Consider the following 21,128-nt stretch of genomic DNA (forward strand, 5'->3'; position numbering starts at 1 on the left):
TATGGCGCAGGGTTTTCGACATACACCGCATGGCTATGCCGCTCGATTTGAGAAGGCTGAATTTGATCTTATTCGAGATCTAGCCGAAGACGTGATTGCTCTTCTGGAATCTCCGGATTCGGAAAATCATGATCCTCTTGAAGCTCTCATCGGTATTGTCGAGAATCCCAGCATCCCAGATGATCCAGCGGTGGCACGAGTACTGCCTGCAGGAAGTAGCGATCCTGAGGCTGCGCTGGAATATCGCCGGTACACCGAACAGGATTTACGCGCCACGAAGGTGGCAAATCTGAGTCTCCTGGCTTTCGATATTGAAGCGGGAGACATCGTGCTTAGTGATGAGCACGCTCATGCGTGGGCGTCTGCACTTAACGATATCCGTTTAGTTTTGGGAAGCCGTTTAGACATTATTGATGAAGAACGCGCAGACCAGGTGCACCATCTCACGGACTGGTCAAAGGTTGAGAACGACGACGATTATTTGGCGGTCGTGTACAATTTCGTGACCTGGGTACAGGACTCGCTTATGGTTGCGATGCTTGATTCGATGGAAACCCCGCAGTCTTAGAAACGTGCTGATCAGAGACAAAATAAGCGCATCACACGATGCCTTCCAGATTAACGAGCTCAGTACAGCATGCGATATGAAACATCACTGCCCGAACCTTGATGTGGCCCATCCTATAGGGTGGTTTAGGACTCAGAGGCGGCTATCTAGAACAGGACAGTATCTGTAACACCTTAGAATGAAAATAAAGTACATCATATGCTGAAGGACAACAGGTAAAGTTCGTGAGCGATAACTTAGATACCTCAAATCCATATCGTACCCGCACCCCGTGGGGAACCCCCGCGCCACCGGCTGGTCCAACATCAAGCGCACCCATCGGAGTTTTTGACTCCGGGGTAGGTGGTCTGACCGTTGCACGCGCTATTATGGATCAGTTGCCGCATGAGCGCATTATTTATGTAGGCGACACCGCTCATGGACCCTACGGCCCGCTCAAAATTGCCGAGGTTCGTGCCAATGCCCTGCGCATTATGGACGAGCTTGTTGATTCCGGTGTAAAAATGCTGGTTATTGCGTGCAATACAGCATCTGCCGCCGTTCTCCGGGATGCACGCGAACGCTACACCCGCCACTACGGTATTCCCGTGATTGAGGTAATTCAGCCCGCCGCGCGTCGAGCACTAGCCGCGACCCGCAACCGTAAGATCGGGGTTATCGCTACAGAGGCAACGGTAACCTCACGCGCTTACGAAGATACATTTGCGATTGCCCCGAACCTTATGGTGCAGTCTATCGCATGTCCTCGATTCGTCGAGTTCGTGGAGAAGGGCGTGACATCCGGACCCGAACTTTTGCGTACTGCCGAAGAATATCTGCAGCCCCTTAAAGATTCGGGAGTAGACACGCTGGTACTTGGCTGCACTCACTACCCTTTGCTGACGGGCATTATTTCCTACATCATGGGGGAGGACGTAACTCTTGTTTCTTCGGCAGATGAGACTGCCAAAGACGTTTATCGGGCACTTCTTACCGAGAATATTGAGAACCCTGACCTTGAAACGAATCCGCATCATGAATTCTTAGCGACCGGCGAATCTGAGACTTTCGAGAACCTAGCGCGCAGGTTCTTGGGTCCAGAAGTTCACAATGTGCGGCACACGGCATCTGTGGCAGAACGATTCCCCACGGGCTCTTTGGCGGCTCTTCCCGCACCAGCAGGCAGCGAAAAGGCCACTACGAAAGACTCCAACTCCAAAGAAGCCTCAGGACTGCCTTCCGTCACGATCGACTCAAGTCTTGCTGCTTTCACACACACCGAATAGGAAACACCCCGTATGCGCTTGACGATTATCGGCTGTACCGGCTCGTTTCCCGGACCAAATTCTCCGGCGAGCTGTTATCTGCTCTCAGCAACTGACTATGCTGGACGCACGTGGCGTGTGCTCATGGATATGGGCAACGGCTCCCTAGGCGTACTTCAACGGTATATTGACCTAGCTGAGATTGACGCTATCCTGATATCGCATCTTCACCCTGACCACTGCATTGACCTCTCCGGTTTGCATGTTGCCGTGAAATGGGATCCCCGAGGCTGGCCCAAAGGTAGGATTCCTCTCTACGGACCTGCTGCCATTAACGAATATCTTTCGGCAACGCACGGGCTTGACCCAGACCCGGGCATGAGTACTGAGTTTGAATATCATACTTGGGACGAAGGGCATAAAGTCGAAATTGGACCTTTCACGGTCGAGCCATTCAGGGTACTCCACCCCGCTAAAGACCCTTACGCCCTGCGTATTACCTGCAATAGCCGGGACGGCAGAACACTTTTTGCTTACTCCGGTGATACCGATACATGCGATGGGCTCATCAAGGCTGCCCGCGGCGCTGATCTTTTCCTATGCGAGGCGGCATACCAAGAAGGGCGTGACGACGCGCTGCGTGGTATTCACCTGACCGGTAAGCGCGCCGGTGAAGCAGCCCAAGAAGCCGGGGTACGCAACCTTTTGTTAACGCATCTGCCCGTGTGGAATGACCCCGATATCGCCCGTGCCGAGGCACAAAGCGCATTTGACGGGCCGGTAGGCGTCGCCGAGGTTGCAGCAAGCTATCGCGTGCATCCTAGGCCAGCCCCCACGCATCCGCCAACCTCAACTCTGAATGTTATCGAACTGCTCGATCCACCCATGTCAAACATATCTCTTCCCCCGGAAGAAGAGTAGGAGAACTATGACTTCTGTAGCCCGTGCCGACGGTCGTGCCCTCAACGAACTGCGCCCCATCATCATCACTCGTGGGTGGTCAAACCAAGCCGAAGGGTCTGCGCTGGTAGAGTTCGGCGATACCCGGGTGCTGTGCACCGCATCCTTCACGGAAGGGGTACCACGCTGGCTCAAAGGTGAAGGAAAAGGTTGGGTAACCGCAGAGTACGCTATGCTTCCACGTGCTACAGGAACCCGGTCTTCGCGTGAATCCGTCAAGGGAAAGATTGGCGGTCGTACACACGAAATTTCCCGTCTTATTGGGCGATCCTTGCGTGCCATTATCGATATGAATGCGTTGGGAGAAAATACCATTGTTCTGGATTGCGATGTTCTTCAGGCAGATGGCGGAACACGTACCGCTTCGATCACGGGTGCCTATGTAGCGCTCGCCGATTCTATCGCGTGGGCACAGCGTAATGGTCTGCTTTCACCCAGTGATAAGCCTTTAAAAGACTCTGTATCCGCTATTTCTGTGGGTATTATCGACGGTACTCCCATGCTTGATTTGCCCTATACCGAGGATGTGCGCGCTGAAACTGATATGAATGTGGTCGTGACTGGTTCCGGGAAATTTGTGGAGGTTCAGGGTACGGCAGAGGGCGCACCGTTTGACCGTGATGAGCTGAATGCTTTGCTCGATCTTGCTTTAGAAGGCACCGCCGAACTTGCTCAGATACAGCGTGAATCTCTTGAAGAGGGGTAATACTTTTATGGTTAAGGTTGTCTTAGCGAGTCGCAATCAAGGTAAGCTGCGCGAACTTCGCGAAATTTTGCGTAACCGTATTGTTGGGCTGAACGTGGATACCGATGTGGTCGACGCCGCCAGCATCAATGCCCCCGATGTTCCAGAGACCGGGGTAACATTTGCCGAGAATTCATTGCTCAAGGCACGTGCCGTGGCAGAATCTACAGGGTGTATCGCTATTGCCGATGATTCGGGTCTTTCCGTTGAGGTTCTTCACGGCGCTCCCGGCATTTTTTCGGCGCGCTGGGCAGGGGAGCATGGGGACGATACCGCGAATCTCACCCTGCTGTTGAAACAACTTTGTGATATCAGCGATGAACACCGTGCCGCTAAATTCTGCTGTGCCGCCTCCTTAGCTGTTCCTTCAGCGCTCGGTGGGTATGAAGCAGTTGAGTACGGCGAGCTTCCTGGAACGCTTTTGCACGCACCGCAGGGGAACGGCGGGTTTGGGTATGATCCTATTATGATGCCGGTGGAGCTTAATGGTGACAACGCGCTTTATGATGGAGCCTATGCGGACCAGTCGTGTGCCCAGATCCCGGCGGAGATCAAAAATTCAATAAGTCACCGGGCGCGTGCCTTTGAAGCATTAGTTCCGCATCTGCAGCAAGCTCTTGAGCATAAATAATCATGCGTCCTATGAGGTTCTTTTATAAAGACACATGATCGGAGTGTTTTAGCACATCAATCGGGTATGTACGACATCTTCTGAAGAAAGAACGTTGCGGTCATCTCTTTCTCAGCTTCGACCGTGAAGATCGTATAAAACGATTCTGGTACAAGGCACAATGGTAAGTAATATATACGGCAACAGATATGCTTTGAGGCCCTGATGATTGTTCTCTTTGCTGTAATGATTATTCTGCTGATTCCCGCGCTGTGGGCATACTCTTATATCTGGCGCGGGCTCAATCGGCGTGTTATCGCCGCTGTTAAAGTAGTTGATCCAGTGATAACTCTCGGGCCCTATGCCATGGGATGCTGGGGGCTCTTAACAGCATGGGTGGGCATCAATATCTGGGCGACAGGTACCGCAGCACTGGTTGGAAGTATCGTAACTCTGAGCGGCGCAGCTTTATGCGTTCTCTGGGCAGGGTTTTGGGTTTTGATGCACTGTTTGGGCGGGCAAACCCCCGGTAAACGGCCCCTTTGGTGGCGCGAAGCAGTTGCCGCAAAATACGCATGGCGCAATCTGGAAAGGATGCCCGCCTACTTCGGTGGACGCACCAGCATTCTTCCGGTGCAGAACCCGCGCATCGTCAAACCCTATTCAGGATCATGGACTCGACCGGTGGGAGCAACTCTGGAAGGTTATCTGCCGGATGGAAAATCCCGTGAGGGTTTTGACGAATATGGGCGGCCTATGCCCCGTATGTACCCTGTAGGACCGGAACCAACTATTTTTGAAGTTGCACGCTGGGGCAAATCGGTAAGCGCCGATAGGTTGCTTTACACTTTTCTGCCTACAGCACCCTTTGAACGGTTACGTTTGGCCGGTACTATTCGCGGTCCGTTCACCTTTGCGGGAGAAGTTCCTCATGGAGCCGTCACCAAATGGCCGCGTCGTTCCGGCGCAAACCGCGCTTTTGGGAACTACGCCAAGCTGGGGGACATCACGGAACGTCGGGTAGAGCTCTTGATTGACCACCGCCTTATCGCGGCTTTGCAGACAACCCGTGAATGCTATGAGCGCCGACATAGCTGGATGCTCGCGTTCACCGATATTATGCCCAATGATCTTCTTTATTCCACGACCGACGATGGGTTCTTGCAGATTACCTTCGGTACCGTCGCTGAAGGATACGAGAAACCGTGGATTTTTACCTCGACGCAGAAAGATACCCCACGACTTCGCCGTCAAGTAGCGCGCGCCATGCGTGTGCGTAAGATCCTGAAACAGACAAGCGCCGAGCTGATGGACTGGTATTTTGTGCCTAAGATTAGCGAATTTCCGCACGGTCCTGTGACTAACGAACTGCCGGAAGAGTTCTATTTCTCGTCCAATATTATGGTGACTAATAGGCATGAAAGCTCGGCGCGGGCGACCGGCGAAACGCATTAGAAACTTCAAGGGTACGACTTCCTCCGTCAAGAGGAAGTCGTACCCTTGGTAATTTACTGGCGGATGTCACACCCTCGGGAATCTCGCCCTAAAGTCGTGACGTCTGATCGTCCCACAACAAGATGCCTTCAAGCCCTTTGAGCTTTTCTTCGTGGGCACGTCCGTGGTGACCGCAGAAGAACAGTTCGCCCCCGGAAGGCAAGACCGCACGAATATATGCCTGAGAACCACACACATCGCAACGGTCGTGGGAATTTAACGTACGCGAATTAACAGATTCGAGAGTTGCATGAGCGTTCACTGAAAATCTCCCTTACTGAAGTTCTCATAGGTTCCTAGAATTGTCGTAACTCTATCCAACCACACATACCCTCGGTGCCATACCTTCGCCCTGTCCCTTTCGCTCTCAGCGTCCAGGATGGACTACACATGAAATGTCCGTGACGAGAGTGAACACAAGTTACCTGCGGTGCACGATAGAATAGACCTACGAAGAAAACCATTTCGAAAGGGAACATCTTGGCTGCATCGAACTATACTGCCCGACACCTCTCGGTTCTCGAAGGTCTTGAAGCGGTGCGTAAGCGCCCGGGCATGTATATTGGTTCGACCGATTCCCGCGGTCTTATGCACTGCCTCTGGGAGATTATTGATAACTCTGTTGATGAGGCTCTTGCCGGTTACGGACAGTCAATTCAGATCATTCTCTACCGAGACGGTTCTGTTGAAGTACAGGACGACGGTCGTGGTATCCCTACCGATGTTGAGCCTCGAACCGGGCTTTCCGGGCTAGAGGTGGTTTTCACGAAACTCCATGCTGGCGGCAAATTTGGCGGCGGATCGTACACGGCATCGGGCGGTCTGCACGGTGTGGGCGCCTCGGTGGTGAACGCGCTTTCATCACGTCTTGACGTTCAGGTAGATCGCGGGTCAAAAACCTATCAGATGTCCTTTCGACATGGGCTACCGGGCGTGTTCGATTCCGGGCGCACTCCTAAGCCTGAAGACTCTTTTACTCCTGCAGATGAGAAACATCCTGCGCTTCAGATCGTGGGGCGCGCCAAGCGTGGTGTAACTGGAACCAGAGTACGGTATTGGGCTGATCCGCAGATTTTTACCCCGGATGCGCGTTTTAGCTACGAGGATTTGGTGGCACGTGCCCGCCAAACTTCATTCCTTATTCCCGGGCTGCGCATTGCTATTCGAGACGAGCGGCGCATCCCTGGAACTCCGGGGGAGTTCGGCCCTTACGAAGAGGTCTTTCAGCATGACGGCGGCATTAGCGAATTTGTTGAATTCCTGGCCCATGACTCTGCCGTGACCGATATTTGGCGTTTTAGCGGCAGAGGCTCTTTTACGGAAACCGTACCCGTTCTAGGCTCGGATGGGCGCTCTAAGCTCACCGAAGTTGACCGTGAGTGCGAGGTTGATATTGCTCTGCGCTGGGGCATTGGCTACGAGACGACAATCCGCAGCTTCGTCAATATTATTGCCACGCCCAAAGGCGGAACCCACTCCACGGGGTTTGAACAAGGACTTCTCAAAACATTCCGCAAGCATCTTGCCGACAACGCTCGAAAGTTTAAGGTTGGCAACGACAAGATCGAGAAAGACGATGCGCTCGCCGGTCTTACCGCCGTGCTGACGGTGCGTCTTGCGGAGCCTCAATTCGAGGGGCAGACAAAGGAAATTCTGGGAACGCCGGCTGTGCGGCAGATCGTCTCTAAAGTAGTTGGTGATCAGCTCAAGGCTCGGCTGAACTCTACGGCACGCGCCGAGAAAGCACAGGCTGCAGCTCTGTGTGAAAAAGTTGTGTCTGAGATGAAAACCCGCATCTCAGCACGTATTCACAAGGAAACTCAGAGGCGCAAAACCGCCTTGGAATCTTCCTCAATGCCAACAAAACTTGTGGACTGCCGGTCAACAAACGTAGAGCATTCTGAGCTGTTTATTGTGGAGGGTGACTCTGCACTGGGTACCGCCCGCTTGGCGCGATCCTCGGCCTATCAGGCGCTTCTACCGATTCGCGGCAAGATTCTGAACACTCAGCGTGCCTCGGTAACAGATATGCTGGCGAACGCCGAATGTGCGGCCCTAATCCAGGTAATTGGTGCCGGTTCTGGGCGTACATTCGAGCTTGAGGCGGCACGCTACAGCAAAGTCATCATGATGACCGATGCCGATGTTGACGGTGCTCATATTCGTACCTTGCTTCTTACTCTCATGTACCGGTACATGCGCCCGCTCATCGAAGACGGTCGTGTATATGCGGCTGTACCACCACTGCATCGTGTAGAGGTTATTAACCGAGGTAAACCGAACGAGATGGTGTATACCTATTCAGAACGTCAGCTGCATGAACTGCTGAGCCAGCTGCAGGCTGAGGGTAAGGGCTATAAAGAGCCCATTCAGCGCTATAAAGGTTTGGGTGAGATGGATGCCGACCAACTTGCCGAAACTACGATGGATCCCCGGCATCGTATGCTACGCCGCATCCGAATTGAAGACGCGGAGGCAGCTGAGCAGGCTTTCTCGCTCCTGATGGGGGCGGAGGTTGCTCCGCGTAAGGAATTTATTATTGCTGGTGCGCATCAGCTCGATCAGGACAATATTGATATTTAGCTTGCACCTGTGAACAATCTGACGCAGGAGAGTTGAAACCTCTTTTTGACAGATATTTGACGCTGCAAATATTGGTGATTATACTCACTGTGTCCTTCTTCATAAATCATGTATGACTATAAGAAAAAGGTGTCTCTCCTCATAATTTGGGGGAGTCACCTTAGTACGTGTAAATTGCTGACCTTCGATTTCTTGGAAAGTTTTAGGAAAGGCATCACCAAGGCGTGATGCTTATCTTGAAATTTCTCCCAATATCTACGGGTCAAAGCGCATAAAAATCAATAATTGTGTTAACTACCTTTATAGGTTCGTCAAGCCATGCACACCTGAGTGTAAAACTTGCCTGGTTCATGCCGTTTTTAAAACGCGTTACCTTACCTATGTAAGACATCCTGAGATATGTGCACCTGACTTCCGGAGGTGTGCTACGCTCCCGGGCGTGTCTGCCAACAGTAGACTTTACACATTCTAGAAAAGGACCATGTACATGGATCCCCTTGACATTGGGCGGTGGCAGTTCGGTATCACGACCGTCTACCACTTCTTTATGGTGCCCCTAACCCTCGGCTTGGGTATGGTCGTCACCTTCCTGTACCTGCGCTATATCTTCACGAAAAAAGACGAATACAAACGTATGACGAAGTTCTGGGGAAAGCTCTACCTCATCAACTTCGCAATGGGTGTGGCAACCGGTTTAGTGCAGGAATTCCAGTTTGGTATGGCCTGGAGTGAATACTCGCGTTTTGTGGGTGACGTCTTTGGTGCGCCGCTAGCTATGGAAGGTCTTTTTGCCTTCTTTATCGAATCAACCTTCCTGGGGCTTTGGATCTTTGGCTGGGACAAACTAAAGCCCAAAGTTCACGCCCTATGCCTCTTCATGGCGGTTCTCGGTTCTTGGGTATCCGCATACTTTATTCTGGTGGCAAACTCCTGGATGCAGCATCCGGTAGGCGTTGAAATGGTCGATGGCCGTCCCCGCATGACCGATATTTGGGCTGTTCTCACAAATAACACCGCGCTTCTTACCTTCCCCCACGTGATCTTTGGCGCCATTCAGGTCGCCGGTGGATTCCTGGTCGGTATTTCTTGGTATAAGCTCTGGCGCCGACGCCGTGACGGCATTGACATCGTAGAGGATGGCAAGGTTGTAGTTGGAGATGCCGAAGTTGGCGGTCGTGATAAGACCGACTACAAGGTTTGGTTCCGTTCCCTGCGCATCGGCGCGATTGTGGGTCTCATCGGGTTCTCTGGTGTGGCTCTTAGCGGTCATGCTCAAGCTCAGCTCATGATTCATCAGCAGCCCCTTAAAATGGCGGCTGCTGAGGCGGCATGCCATGACGGCACCGGTTTCTCGGTTCTTTCTATATCTTCTTTGGGGTCTCAAGACTGCGATAAGGTGCAGGCAGTGCTTGAGGTTCCCGGTGCACTCTCATTCCTGGCCCACGAAGATTTCACCACCGAGGTCAAGGGTGTGAAAACCCTCATGCCTGAATACGAAGCTAAATACGGTACGCATCTGGCGGATAACCCCCTCTACGGTGAGCGTGCCGGGCAGAAGATCAACTATTTGCCCCTTATGGAAGTCACCTATTACGGCTTCCGCGGCATGATCACGCTTGGTGGTATTGGTGCACTTTCGTACGTCTATGTACTATGGGTTACCCGTAAAAAAGGAACCGGTACCGTTCCCGAAGCCAAGTGGCTGAAAACCCTGGCTTTGTGGGGAATTTGGGCTCCCTTCTTCGGCAACGCCCTCGGCTGGATCTTCACCGAAATGGGACGCCAGCCCTTCGTGGTGGCGCCCAACCCTGAGGGTGACCCATCCATCCTCATGTTCACGGCGGCAGCGGTTTCTCCGGGTGTGAGCGGCGAAGAAATCCTGTTCTCGCTTATCGCCCTAGGAACGGTATACGGCATCCTGATGGTGGTCGAAATTTACCTGCTGACTAAATACATTAAGGCCGGCGTGGTAGCCGCTATGCCCGAACTCGTGCGTTCTGAACACGAGCAGGACGGCGAAAAGAGCGGTCACGATAAGCGCGATGTCTTGGAGTTCGCCTACTAGGCGGGTAAGGATTCTAAACGATGACCTTCGACTTTAATATCTTTGCCGGGCAGCCACTGCTGCCAACCATCTGGTTCGTCGCTATCGGTATTTTCTGGATTGGCTACCTTATCCTCGACAGTTTCGATTTGGGCGTAGGCATGCTCATGAGCATCTTCGCCAAAAACGAGAAAGAGCGACGCCTGCTTCTGAACACGATCGGTCCCGTATGGGATGGTAATGAAGTTTGGCTCGTTACTGGTGGTGCTGCCACCTTCGCGGCGTTCCCGTTATGGTACGCGTCCCTATTCTCAGCCCTATATATTCCACTAACTTTAGCGCTGCTTGCCCTGATCTTCCGCGTGGTTGCTATTGAGTATCGCGGTAAGAAAAACGATGAACGATGGATTCGCGGTTGGACTATCGCTCTCTCGCTATCATCATTCTTCATCGCTTTACTGGTAGGTGCGCTTCTTGCGCTGACCTCCATTGGCTTACCAATTAATGCCAACGGTGACCGCGTAGGCGGTGCCTTCGCCTGGGCCTCCTGGCCTGTGCTTCTAGGCGGCCTCTCTCTTGTAGGGTTTGCCCTCGTGCAGGGACTTGCTTTTGTTGCATTGAAAACCGATGGAGATATACGCCACCGCGCGCGCACCATCCTGGTGCGTTGGCTTCCGCTTCTGCTCTTGCCTATCGTGCTCTGGGTACTGTACATGCAGGTTACAACCGGTAACGGTATTTCCTGGTTATGCACTATTCTTGCCGTATTTGCAGTGCTCTTCGCATGGATAAGCGCCCGAAGCTCACGCGAAGGCCGTGCCTTCGCAGGTCTGAGCTTCTTCATGGCTTTTGGCGCGCTGGCGATTTTCACTGCTCTTTTCCCCAATGTGCTGCCTTCAACCTTGGACGCGGCTCATTCGCTCACCATTGCAAACGCCTCAAGCTCGGAGTACACACTTGGAGTTATGAGCGTTGTGAGCGGATTTGGATTGCCCGTTATTATCGTGTACCAAGTCTGGACATACTGGGTGTTCCGCAAGCGTTTGCGTGTTGAAAACATCCCCGATGCCCACGATGCTAGCGAGCTGGTGATGCACCCGAACAGGTCGTCATAGCCAAGAACGTACCCCGGTAATTGGGAGGGGACAGGAGTATTTCCGGTGCTTTCAGCAACACGTGAAGGCACCGGAAATACTTTAAAACCAAAGACAGACAAGCCCGCCACCAGTGTCTAAACTAGGAAACACACCGGAGAAAATATCCACACTCACTTTAGCGGTAGGGAAGGAACGAGACGTGAGCCTACGCGCCAATAAAACACAGCGCAACAACGATAAACGTCCTCCGCTAGGACCAGACGCCCGTAAAAACCTAGGGTTTTTTGGGCTTATCACCGGGATACACACACTGGCAACCGTGATCTTTAGTGCGGCGCTCGCATCCCTCATTGCCCGGGCAGCTCACGCCGGATTTACCGCACTCACCGCCGAGCACGAGCATCTAAGGGTCGCCAGCGATCCAGAAACCTATCGCGCTCTCATCGAATTCTCGGGTAACTCACAAGCGAAACTCGACAGTACCAATGGGTGGCTTCTAGGGCTAGGCAATCTTCTTGGCACTGGAAACGCCATAACATGGGGGCTAATCGTTACGGCGCTGATAGCGCTTGCTGTACGTTCGGGTGCCGACTACGCACTGTCTGTAAGTGCTCAGCGTGCAGCCGTAGGAGCCAAAGCAAGTATCCGCCAAAAACTTGTGCATCGTGTCTTAGCCACAGGAGGGGCAGACACTCCTGAAGGTACAGGCGCAACTGCCGTTCTGCTGGCGCGGGGACTGAACGCTCTTGATGATTATTACACTAAAACCCTGACTGCCTTTGTCTCGGTCGCCGTAGTGCCCGTTCTGCTGTGGCTTATTGTGCTCTCATTGGATATCACAAGTGCCCTCGTCCTAGCGTGCACCCTGCCGCTTATTCCCATCTTCATGATACTTATCGGTAAAACCACACGTGAAGATACAGCCGCCGCTCAAGCCGAGCTGCACCGTCTATCAGACCATATTCTTGAACTCATCCGTGGGCTGCCCGTATTGATCGGGCTGGGGCGTGAACGTGCACAAACTCGTGCCCTTAGGAAGCTGGGTGAACAATACCGCGAACGTACCATGCAGACGCTTCGCAGCGCATTTATGTCTTCGCTCGCTTTAGAACTTATCACGACCATCTCGGTGGCGCTGATCGCCGTGCTTATTGGCGTGCGTTTGGTACAGGGTACACTCGGACTCGATACCGCAATCCTTGTACTCCTGCTGGCTCCTGAATGCTATCAGCCTTTGCGTGATGTAGGTGCAGCCTACCACCAATCTGAAGACGGCATAGCCGCACTTCGATCTGTACGTACAGTCCTTGATACTCCCGTACCAAAAGCCTCTGCGGATGCTTCCTGCGAAAAGGTATCGACGATTCCCGAAACACCCGAGCACCTTGTGATTGAGAACCTCTCGGTTACATACCCCGGACGTACACAGATCGTAGACTCAGTAAACCTGAATATTCCACGTACTTCGAAACGCCCAAATACGGTAGGAAAACAGCGCGGAGCGTTAGTAGGCATTCTGGGACCATCAGGATGCGGTAAATCAACGCTCCTCGGAGTACTTTCCGGGAACGTTCGCGACGGACTGGTACCAACCGGCGCATCCGCACCGATTAAGGTAACCGGACGCATTATAGGTGCCGGAAACATCCTGAGTATTCCGCAGAATCCTATTTTTGCCGCCCCCACGGTCCTGCGCGAGATGGCGCTCTACGCCTTCAGCGCTGATCTCAGCGAAGAGGACTATGCGGCTAAACTTCTCACGGGGGAAACACAGATACGCCCCTCAGATCGTGAACGCCTAGAGAACTATTTGTGGAAGCTCGGGCTCGAAAACCTGAGCGAGCTTAGCCCCGAATCGCTCAGCGCGGGTCAAGCGCGCAGGTTGGCGTGCGCCCGCATCTTAGCTCGCATTGATGCCCTCCACCGTGCAGCCGATCACCATCAAAATCTCCAGATTACCGTTCTAGTAGATGAACCTACCGCCCACCTGGATGCACACGCCGCCCTCCTTGTAACTCAGTCCCTGGACGCACTCGCAGAACGCGGAGTAACCGTTCTAATCGTGACCCATGAAACGGAACTTACCGAGTACTGCGATAGCGTGGTGCGGGCATCGGCGGTAGTCGAGGGAGCGCATGCGGAACCATCGCATGAGCAGGTGTATCGGTGGAGCATCGTCCAGAATGAGGCGCCCAAGATTATCCCCGCTGCAGCCCCGCATAAGCAGGACTCAGCCGATACCTCTGCTGAGCATCGCCCAACGTTACACAACGCTCCTGAAAAGATGGTTCGAGAAAACACAGAACATACTGTTGGAGTCGTGAAAACCCTCGAAACACTGCGGAATCTTACGGGACTAGGCATATTACAGGGACTGCCGCCGGTAATTCTCGCCGCTCTCACCTCCCTTGCCGCAATTTCCCTAACTGCACTCTCAGGATGGCTTATCGTACGTGCAGCCGAAGGCCCAGCCATGATGTTCCTTATGGTAGCTATCGTGGGCGTGCGCTTCTTTGGGCTAGGGCGTGCCTGTGCTCGATATGCCGAGCGTTTGCTCACCCACGCTAAAGTCTTGACCGCAGCGAATACTCTGCGTGTGCGCGCCTGGACCGGGGCCTATCTTAATGTTGGCAGCGTGCGGGCCCTGCTTCGCGGAGACGCCCTGCTGGAAAGGCTTATTGGCGGAATAGATGAGCTGCGCGACAGCATTCCGCGTGTTCTTATTCCACCTGCCGCACATGTACTTGTGATGGTAACAGCACTAATAACCACCGTTGTTGTGCTACCTCAGGCGATTGTGCCCGTAGCGCTCGCAGCCTTGATATCAACAATTCTTGTGCCATGGGCTGTTACGCGCGCGGACGCTCACGCTGAGGAAACCACACGGGAAAGTACAGCTGAGCTTCTGCGTTTAGGCACCGGTGTGCTGAGCGCTGCAGAAGATATTCGCGCTAACGGGGTTGCGCCGAGCATCGAGATTGCTACAACACGTTTGAATGACCGCAATGTTGCCGCATTGACTCGCACCTCGTATGCCCAAGGTCTTGGTAGGGCGCTTGTGACCCTGAGCTGGTTCGGAGCAGCACTGTGGTGCGCAATTATCGCGTATCCGTTAGCGGTATCGGGAACGGTAGGTGCTCCGGAATCTGCCGCCGTAGTTCTCATGTGTACGGCGATGATAGAAAGTTCCGTGCAGCATATAGAAGCGGTGCGTTCGTGGTCTTCTTTTGCCACTCTGTTGGCGCAGATTGCTCCCGGTATTGCGGATGAAAATAGTATTTCAGACCTTGAGGACGATACACAGGATACATCTCATGCTGGGTGTGTTCGCGCCCCTCAGGGGCAGGAACCTGCTCTTGAACTTGTTGATGCTGCCGCTCGGTGGCCGAGCATGGATAAGCCCGTTTTTGAGCATCTTAACGCTACGGCGCATACCGGAAAGTGGACGGGAATTACCGGTCCCTCAGGTTCGGGTAAGAGCACCGTGCTGGCGACTCTTTTGGGTTTTTTGCCGTTGGAAGCTGGCGAAATTCGCTCCTACGGGAAAGTGCTGGGGAACGATCAGCTTCGAGGGTATGCGGCATGGTGCCCGCAGGCTGCGCATATTTTTGAATCTACTCTTGAAGGTAATTTACTCTTGGCACGCGATAGTGCTGATCGCCCGAGCGAAGAACAAATGATAAGGGTCCTGCAACGTGTAGGTTTGGGGGAGTGGTACAGCACCTTGCCGGAAGGTCTGCACACCCGTGTTGGTGCTGGTGGCGGGTTCCTGTCGGGAGGCCAGCGGCAGCGTCTTGCGGTGGCTCGTGCCCTGCTTGTGGAATCTCCGGTGCTTCTGCTGGATGAGCCTACCGCGCATCTGGACGCCGAATCAGCTGCGGCGCTTATGGTTGATCTGGATACGGCAACCCGCGCTGGTGGTACGGCAACTGTTTTGGTTTCGCACCGCCCCGAAGACATTGCCCGCTGCGATGCGGTTGTTACATTGGAATAGGTCTATACATGACGTTGTGAGGGGCTCAAGAAATGTTAGAACCCGTTTTAGACGTCTTGAGAAGCGTAAGCTTTTGGAAGGATGAAGCCTACGCTCTATGTACGTCAAGCCAGTTAGATTGCTTTTACCATAATCAGACAGGGAGTATCTTCGCCCCACAGGTCTGTCTCTTCAAGAGGCAAAAACCCTACAGCTTTATAGAAATTTCGGGTGCGTTGGTACGGTTCGTTGAAAAAAGATTCCCCAAGCGTCTTAACCTGTATCAGCCTGATACCACGGTTACGTGCCTCCTTTTCAAATGCACTTATTAGGGAAGTGCCAATTCCGTATCCGTGAAAGGCGGCATCTACTGCCAGCAAATGAATTTCTGCCTCAACCGGGTAGTGCTGGGTGATCAGCATGATACCCACAACTTCGTGGGTTTCCGGATGGGTTACCGTCCACGTTTCCAGTCGTTCAGCAGCATGTATGTATTCGGCATTGGACTCTTCACGTCCAAACCATTCAGGCAGGGTCTTGAGGATACGTGCCACCGCTTGAGGGTTGTGAGCGGTTTGAGCTGCAGGGGGCCAGGGGATAGTCATGACTGTTTCCTTTGCTAGGCTGAGCTTGTACGTATTTCCACGTCAGAGAGCGAGGGCATCATGATTGACGAAACGATGAAAACACTTACCGAAGAATTGATTTCGCGCGGTACCAGCTACGATATTGATTTTCTGAAACGGGTGTATGCCGATGACCTAAAATTTGTGCGGATTCTACCGGATAATACCGTGCAGATTCTCTCGAAACAGGACAACATCGATTTCTTTCAAACCCTCAAAGACAGCGGCGCCGCTCCCCTGAACACAGCGCACACCATACTTTTTGCAGATTCTGACGGTGAAACTGGAACTATTGTGCTCAAACGCAGGATGAGTCAGGGAGCGCAGGAGCAGGATTTTCTATTCACTATCACCTGGAAAAAGCGCAGCGAAAACTGGCAGATTGTTCAAGAAATTGTGGCGGTACTGAGCGAGTAAACAGCGTGCGCCTTAAAAGCAGGTTGCGGTGATAATACCTCACCGCAACCGTTGTTGAACTATTAGGAATCTTCGTCGTTCAGATATGACTGAGCCACCTCATAGAGCTCAGGGAAATCTGGGGAAACACGTTTCCACGCCTCAAAAGCCTGGTCATTGTGCCCCATCTGCTGGTACAAAACGCCTAAATTCAGCTGTGCTCGTGCATACTGATCGGGAACATTGGCAGGTATTTTCTGATAGGTACTTAGAGCCGTGGTCAAGTTACCATGCAGGTGCAGGAGCACAGCGCTATTGAACTGTGCCATAGAATAGTGCAGAACATCTATTTTAGGAACTTTGCTGTATGCCGCTAAAGCAGACTCGTCCTGCTCTAAAGCCTCGTGCACAGATCCGATATTGTACTGTGCCACGGCATAGGGCTGAGTCTCACTTTCGGGAACCTTCTGCCATGCCTTAATAGCCTGCTCATGCTGGCCTTGACCGTCGTAGACAATGCCTATATTTACATGCGCGATGGCGTATTGATCGGGAACACTTTCAGGTACTTTCTCCCACGCTTCACATGCCTGATCGAGCAGACCCTGTTCGTAGTATTGTGCGCCAAGATCTACCTGTTCCTGGGCGTAGCGTTGCATCCCTGCATGAGGCTGATCGACCATGATTTCCTTTCCTGCACCAGGTGTTGATGAGCACCTATTTTGCCGGGGCTTGCCCTCAAGCAAAAACTGTTTTCTCTAACTATACGGGAAGGAGCCTCAGCGCGAAGATAAGCGCATCCTTCATATCCTAACCGCCGAAGGGACTTAGGCTAGGCGCAGCGTTTAGGCGGCAACAGATTTCTTCATCAGGATATCCGTCTGCTGGTCGTTACCTAGCTGAAAAATATGCGTACCGAAGGCGATGAACCCGTTTTTCTCGTAGAAACGCAGGGCTCGATGATTATGTTCCCAAACCCCTAGCCACACGTAGCTTGCCTTTCGGTCTTGTGCCACACTCATGGCGTGATGGTAGAGGGCCTGCCCCACGCCGTGGCCGTGGTGGGTGCCCAGCACGTAGATACGCTCAATTTCGAGCGCGTTCGCCGCCTGTGGTTCGGTTTGCGCATGTGCAGTATTGAGCTTGAGGTAACCCACGACGTGCCCGTTTACCTCGGCAACGTAGAAGAACGAATCAGGGTTGCTGAGCTCCCGAGCGAGCTGATCTTCTGAGAACCGTTCCGCAAGGTAGCGATCCATATCTTCGGCTTTGTTAGCCTCTGAAAATGTTTCGGTAAACGTATCACGGGCAATGCCGCGCAAAATCGAAACGTCGCTGACAGTGAGGGAGGTAATCCTCACGTTATCTTAGCCTTCCTGCTTTTGCACGCTGTCCTGCTTCTTCTGTTCGGAAGGTTTTTCTTGGTTCTTGGCGCTCCCGTCCTGCTGCTCGGTTTCGCCGCTACCCTTGGATTTTTCTTGGTTTTCGGCGATGATGCTCAGGTTGGTTTGTGCCATCTCGTACTGCTCCGAAGCAGACTCGGGAATATTCTTCCAGACGGCAACTGCCTCGTCCGTTTCACCCAGTTTGTAGTAGGCCCCGCCAATATTGAATTGGGCTTTGTAGAAGTGCTCAGAAGCATCTTTGGGAACACGTTCCCACGCCACTAGGGCATCGTCGATATTGCCCTGTTCTTCGTAGATAAGTCCGGTGTTGTATTGGGCTACCGCGTAGGGCTCAGAGGCGCTCGCAGGAATACGTTCCCAAGCCTCGACTGCTTTCGTCGGTTTGCCCTGCTCCACATAGGAAGTACCGATATTGTACTGTGCCGAAGCGTAGCGTTCCGGTAAGCTCTCGGGTACACGCTCCCACGCGGCAATAGCCTGTTCTAGCTTTCCTTGGCTGTCGTACACCATGCCCAGATTCATCTGCGCGGTCGCGTATTGTTCGGGAATATCGGCAGAAACGGTCTCCCAAAGTTCGAGAGCCTGCTCTGTCTTACCTTGGTTGTAATAGGTTACGCCCAAGTTGTTGAGAGCCATCGCGTACTGGTCAGGAACGGTGCTGGGTACCTGCTGGTAGGCTTCAGAAGCCTGTTCGGCTTTACCCTGCCCTTCGTAGAGCACGCCCAAGTTGTTGAGAGCTTTTGCGTATTTTGCGGGGGCAGCATCGGGGACGTTCTTGTAGGCTTCTGCGGCCTCGTCCATTTTGCCCTGCTGTGCATATGTGGCGCCCAGGTTGTATTGTGCGTGTGCATAAAGATTGGTGACATCCTTGGGAACACGCTGGTAGGCTTCAATAGCTTCATCAATGTTGTTTTGTTGCGCGTAGGTCACGCCCAGGTTGAACTGCGCCATCGCGTACTGCTTTGGGGCAGCAGAGGGAATATTCTTCCACGCTTCAAGAGCCTTATCAGTTTCGCCCTGTTTAATATAGGCAGAGGCAAGGTTATTGTGCGCCTTGGCATATAGTTCGGGAACATCTTTGGGAATGCGGTTCCAGGCTTCGACCGCCTGCTCTACCTTGCCCTGGTCTCGGTAAACGATACCCAGATTGTTTTGAGCTGTTGCGTAGGCTTGCGGGTTCTCGTCGGCAGAAATTGTGCCCAGCACGTCGATAGCTTTATCGAAAGCACCAGCTTTGTAGTGCTCCTTGCTCAGGTTAAGACGCTCCTGCACGGTCATCTGCTCTAACGGGTTCTCTGCTTCGGTCACGGTGATCTCCATAGGCGGTGTCTGTAGAATTTCGGGCAGGGCATAAGATCCTGCCTGAAACGCATATATATAAGAGTAACGGTGTGCAACCTCTGTGTGAAGTTTGACGCCCCCGTAGAAAGATGAAGATTAGAATAAGTTTTTGCGGGTAGACATCATGTTTTCAGGTGTAGGAAGACCCCTTGTGCAGGCTCCCTACTCCTTTACTCCTTGTTTCTAAAGGGGTTTTGAGAGATACGAACCTTGCTTTTGCCGCCGTCTTGATCAAGCAGGATGCGGAAGAAATCTTGATCCTTCGCCGCACCAGGGGAGAGCCAAATTTTATCGATATGTGGCAGTACAGGCTCCTCATACTCGACGTACATCCACTGTTTTTCACGGTCGTTGTGAATCTTCTCATCACGGAACTGAGTAATATACATAATGCGGCACTCCTGCTCCTCCTGGAAAGCAATATGTTTCACCAGATACTGCAAGGGGAAAAGAATAAACCGGATGGCCTCAAGAATTTTCTGTTTTTCGTCTTTATTGCATTTATTGTATAAGTTATCTTCTGTAAATATTGATTGAAGTAAGGATGAGACAGATTCAATTTTACTATCTTCTTTACCAAATAAGTATGTTTCAACACTTCCTTCTTTCTCTGAAATTAATCCATAATATTCTCCCCATTTTTCTTTCGCATCTGCGTCTTCGTCTTCATTGTGTTCGCGATAGAAGGTGGATTTATCGCGTTGAGCCAGAGTCCAATACTCGGTTTCAGGGTCCAGGTAAATGCATCGGTAGAGTGTGGATTTACCTATTAACGGTTTTTTATTGTCATTCTCCATTTTTCCTGTTTCATTGAGCTTAATCTGTTCCGATTTATTAGATAGGTCTGTCGAAGGGCCAGCTATAAACCCTAATGTATCTGCCTGATTGCTAAAAAACTCTTTGTTGAATACCAAGCTAACGCCTGTTGCTTCCCGACCATTCTCTTTCCCGTAGAGACGAAACTGGTTAAGGTTGTCATGGTTAAAAGTGAAACAACTAATAAATGTTGCAGTATCGTTTGTATGTATAGTTTCTGGGATACCTTGCTGATCCCAATAATCACTTAGGACTAGCCCTTCCGTTGGGTCATTGACACCACGAATAGTATTGAGTCGGAATTTTGATGGCTTCTGTTCATTTTTTTTGCCTTCAAATAGATCAAAAGCTGTTGATAGTCGACTATAGTGTGCAACCTTCGATTCAAATTCTGGGATTATCTGGAGAGATTTTAGGACTTCGTCGGTATTTTTAGCTAGATTGTGAAGATCATTGATTAACTCTGGAGGACAATCAAGGATCCTGTATTCCCGCTGAGCCCTATAGTAGAAGGGTCCCTGCACATTGCGGTATGCGTCTTTTGCCTGCTTAATCTCTCCTTTACCTTTATGAATTTCGCCGAGGTAGAACTGTGCCCGTGCGTAGGTTTCAGAGTCGATTTCTTCGCGGCGGATCTTTGATAACACAGTGATAGCTTCATCCGGCTTGTTTGATACCTTATAGGCTTCTCCGAGGCTGATCTGTGTCAGTGCGTAGGTTTCGGAGTCGATTTCTTCGCGGCGGATCTTTGACCAGGCGGTGATAGCTTCATCCAGATTGCCTTGCTCTATATAGACGACTCCGAGGCTGAGCTGTGCCAGTATGTAGACTTTGAGGTCATCGTCATGGCGGATCTTTGACCAGGCGATGATAGCTTCATCCAGATTGCCTTGCTCTCTATAGACGACTCCGAGGCTATACTGTGCCCATGCGTAGGTTTCGGGGTCGGCTTCTTCCTGACGGATGCTTGACAAGGCTTTAATAGCCTCATCGAATTTGCCCTCTTTGAAGTAAGATCTTCCAAGGACAAGCCGCTCTTGTGCGGTCATCTGATCTAAGGGTTTATTTGCTTCGGTCACGCCTGTATCTCCTTGACGCAGTGGTTAGAAAAGTTCAAAGCCTTAGGTCTCGCCTAAAACTTCATATTAAAAGGTAGCAGTGTTACCTCTTATGCAGAGGTAACACTGCGTTATTCCCACAAAAGAATAAAAATAACAATAGTGGC

17 protein-coding genes are annotated in these 21,128 nt (G+C 52.1%); 11 read left to right on the top strand and 6 right to left on the bottom strand.

All coding sequences use genetic code 11. From position 1 onward, the window contains the following. Position 1 precedes the first annotated feature (1 nt). From HMPREF2804_RS05925 to HMPREF2804_RS05950, 6 genes are all read left to right on the top strand, one after another. Complete coding sequence (locus HMPREF2804_RS05925) at positions 2-568, top strand: DUF2017 domain-containing protein (protein WP_013398900.1); 567 nt, start codon at positions 2-4, stop codon at positions 566-568. Positions 569-792: 224 nt separating this feature from the next. Next, positions 793-1,833 (top strand): glutamate racemase, encoded by a 1,041-nt coding sequence (gene murI, locus HMPREF2804_RS05930; RefSeq protein ID WP_070627705.1) that lies wholly within the window; start codon positions 793-795, stop codon positions 1,831-1,833. A gap of 12 nt (positions 1,834-1,845) precedes the next feature. Beyond that, a complete protein-coding gene (locus HMPREF2804_RS05935) occupies positions 1,846-2,733 on the top strand; it encodes an MBL fold metallo-hydrolase (protein ID WP_070449564.1) in 888 nt (295 codons plus the stop codon). 7 nt (positions 2,734-2,740) lie between these two features. Next, entirely contained in the window at positions 2,741-3,478 is a 738-nt protein-coding gene (gene rph / locus HMPREF2804_RS05940) for a ribonuclease PH (RefSeq protein WP_070627706.1), read from the top strand. A 7-nt stretch (positions 3,479-3,485) separates the two neighbouring features. Further along, on the top strand, positions 3,486-4,148 hold the full coding sequence (locus tag HMPREF2804_RS05945; protein WP_070627708.1) for a non-canonical purine NTP pyrophosphatase: 663 nt from the start codon (positions 3,486-3,488) through the stop codon (positions 4,146-4,148). Between the two features lie 204 nt (positions 4,149-4,352). Continuing rightward, on the top strand, positions 4,353-5,582 hold the full coding sequence (locus HMPREF2804_RS05950; RefSeq protein ID WP_070627709.1) for a peptidase E: 1,230 nt from the start codon (positions 4,353-4,355) through the stop codon (positions 5,580-5,582). A gap of 88 nt (positions 5,583-5,670) precedes the next feature. Here HMPREF2804_RS05950 and HMPREF2804_RS05955 read toward each other — a convergent pair whose 3' ends face one another. Continuing rightward, entirely contained in the window at positions 5,671-5,883 is a 213-nt protein-coding gene (locus HMPREF2804_RS05955) for a DUF7455 domain-containing protein (RefSeq protein ID WP_070627711.1), read from the bottom strand. Between the two features lie 218 nt (positions 5,884-6,101). Here HMPREF2804_RS05955 and HMPREF2804_RS05960 point away from each other — a divergent pair, with 218 nt between their 5' ends. From HMPREF2804_RS05960 to cydC, 4 genes are all read left to right on the top strand, one after another. Beyond that, positions 6,102-8,204 carry a DNA gyrase/topoisomerase IV subunit B gene (locus tag HMPREF2804_RS05960; RefSeq protein WP_048752618.1) on the top strand — a complete coding sequence of 701 codons (2,103 nt, stop codon included), beginning with the start codon at positions 6,102-6,104 and terminating at the stop codon, positions 8,202-8,204. Positions 8,205-8,691: 487 nt separating this feature from the next. After that, a complete protein-coding gene (locus HMPREF2804_RS05965; protein ID WP_004004464.1) occupies positions 8,692-10,269 on the top strand; it encodes a cytochrome ubiquinol oxidase subunit I in 1,578 nt (525 codons plus the stop codon). A 20-nt stretch (positions 10,270-10,289) separates the two neighbouring features. Further along, entirely contained in the window at positions 10,290-11,363 is a 1,074-nt protein-coding gene (gene cydB, locus HMPREF2804_RS05970) for a cytochrome d ubiquinol oxidase subunit II (protein WP_048752620.1), read from the top strand. A gap of 181 nt (positions 11,364-11,544) precedes the next feature. Continuing rightward, entirely contained in the window at positions 11,545-15,339 is a 3,795-nt protein-coding gene (cydC, locus tag HMPREF2804_RS05975; RefSeq protein ID WP_246824178.1) for a thiol reductant ABC exporter subunit CydC, read from the top strand. A 113-nt stretch (positions 15,340-15,452) separates the two neighbouring features. Here cydC and HMPREF2804_RS05980 read toward each other — a convergent pair whose 3' ends face one another. Continuing rightward, positions 15,453-15,923: a GNAT family N-acetyltransferase gene (locus tag HMPREF2804_RS05980; protein WP_070627715.1), complete on the bottom strand. Its 471-nt coding sequence runs from the start codon at positions 15,921-15,923 to the stop codon at positions 15,453-15,455. 60 nt (positions 15,924-15,983) lie between these two features. Here HMPREF2804_RS05980 and HMPREF2804_RS05985 point away from each other — a divergent pair, with 60 nt between their 5' ends. Further along, positions 15,984-16,361, top strand: coding sequence for a nuclear transport factor 2 family protein (locus tag HMPREF2804_RS05985; protein ID WP_048754797.1), 378 nt, complete (start codon positions 15,984-15,986; stop codon positions 16,359-16,361). Positions 16,362-16,423: 62 nt separating this feature from the next. On the opposite strand, the gene HMPREF2804_RS05990 is transcribed toward HMPREF2804_RS05985, so the two are convergent. The 4 genes from HMPREF2804_RS05990 to HMPREF2804_RS06005 form a co-directional block, all read right to left on the bottom strand. Next, entirely contained in the window at positions 16,424-17,023 is a 600-nt protein-coding gene (locus tag HMPREF2804_RS05990; RefSeq protein ID WP_070627716.1) for a tetratricopeptide repeat protein, read from the bottom strand. Positions 17,024-17,185: 162 nt separating this feature from the next. Then, on the bottom strand, positions 17,186-17,701 hold the full coding sequence (locus tag HMPREF2804_RS05995) for a GNAT family N-acetyltransferase (protein ID WP_070627717.1): 516 nt from the start codon (positions 17,699-17,701) through the stop codon (positions 17,186-17,188). Between the two features lie 6 nt (positions 17,702-17,707). Further along, positions 17,708-19,054 carry a tetratricopeptide repeat protein gene (locus tag HMPREF2804_RS06000; protein ID WP_246824179.1) on the bottom strand — a complete coding sequence of 449 codons (1,347 nt, stop codon included), beginning with the start codon at positions 19,052-19,054 and terminating at the stop codon, positions 17,708-17,710. A 203-nt stretch (positions 19,055-19,257) separates the two neighbouring features. Then, positions 19,258-20,982, bottom strand: coding sequence for a tetratricopeptide repeat protein (locus HMPREF2804_RS06005; RefSeq protein WP_070627719.1), 1,725 nt, complete (start codon positions 20,980-20,982; stop codon positions 19,258-19,260). Between the last annotated feature and the right edge of the window lie 146 nt (positions 20,983-21,128).

It is taken from the genome of Rothia sp. HMSC065G12 (genome assembly GCF_001811455.1).
Classification (GTDB): Bacteria; Actinomycetota; Actinomycetes; order Actinomycetales; family Micrococcaceae; genus Rothia; species Rothia dentocariosa.

Coding starts and splice junctions, on each gene's coding strand:
- HMPREF2804_RS05925 (WP_013398900.1), top strand. CDS start 2: ATGGCGCAGGGTTTTCGACATACACCGCATGGCTATGCCGCTCGATTT.
- HMPREF2804_RS05935 (WP_070449564.1), top strand. CDS start 1,846: ATGCGCTTGACGATTATCGGCTGTACCGGCTCGTTTCCCGGACCAAAT.
- rph (WP_070627706.1), top strand. CDS start 2,741: ATGACTTCTGTAGCCCGTGCCGACGGTCGTGCCCTCAACGAACTGCGC.
- HMPREF2804_RS05945 (WP_070627708.1), top strand. CDS start 3,486: ATGGTTAAGGTTGTCTTAGCGAGTCGCAATCAAGGTAAGCTGCGCGAA.
- HMPREF2804_RS05950 (WP_070627709.1), top strand. CDS start 4,353: ATGATTGTTCTCTTTGCTGTAATGATTATTCTGCTGATTCCCGCGCTG.
- HMPREF2804_RS05965 (WP_004004464.1), top strand. CDS start 8,692: ATGGATCCCCTTGACATTGGGCGGTGGCAGTTCGGTATCACGACCGTC.
- cydB (WP_048752620.1), top strand. CDS start 10,290: ATGACCTTCGACTTTAATATCTTTGCCGGGCAGCCACTGCTGCCAACC.
- HMPREF2804_RS05980 (WP_070627715.1), bottom strand. CDS start 15,923: ATGACTATCCCCTGGCCCCCTGCAGCTCAAACCGCTCACAACCCTCAA.
- HMPREF2804_RS05985 (WP_048754797.1), top strand. CDS start 15,984: ATGATTGACGAAACGATGAAAACACTTACCGAAGAATTGATTTCGCGC.
- HMPREF2804_RS05990 (WP_070627716.1), bottom strand. CDS start 17,023: ATGGTCGATCAGCCTCATGCAGGGATGCAACGCTACGCCCAGGAACAG.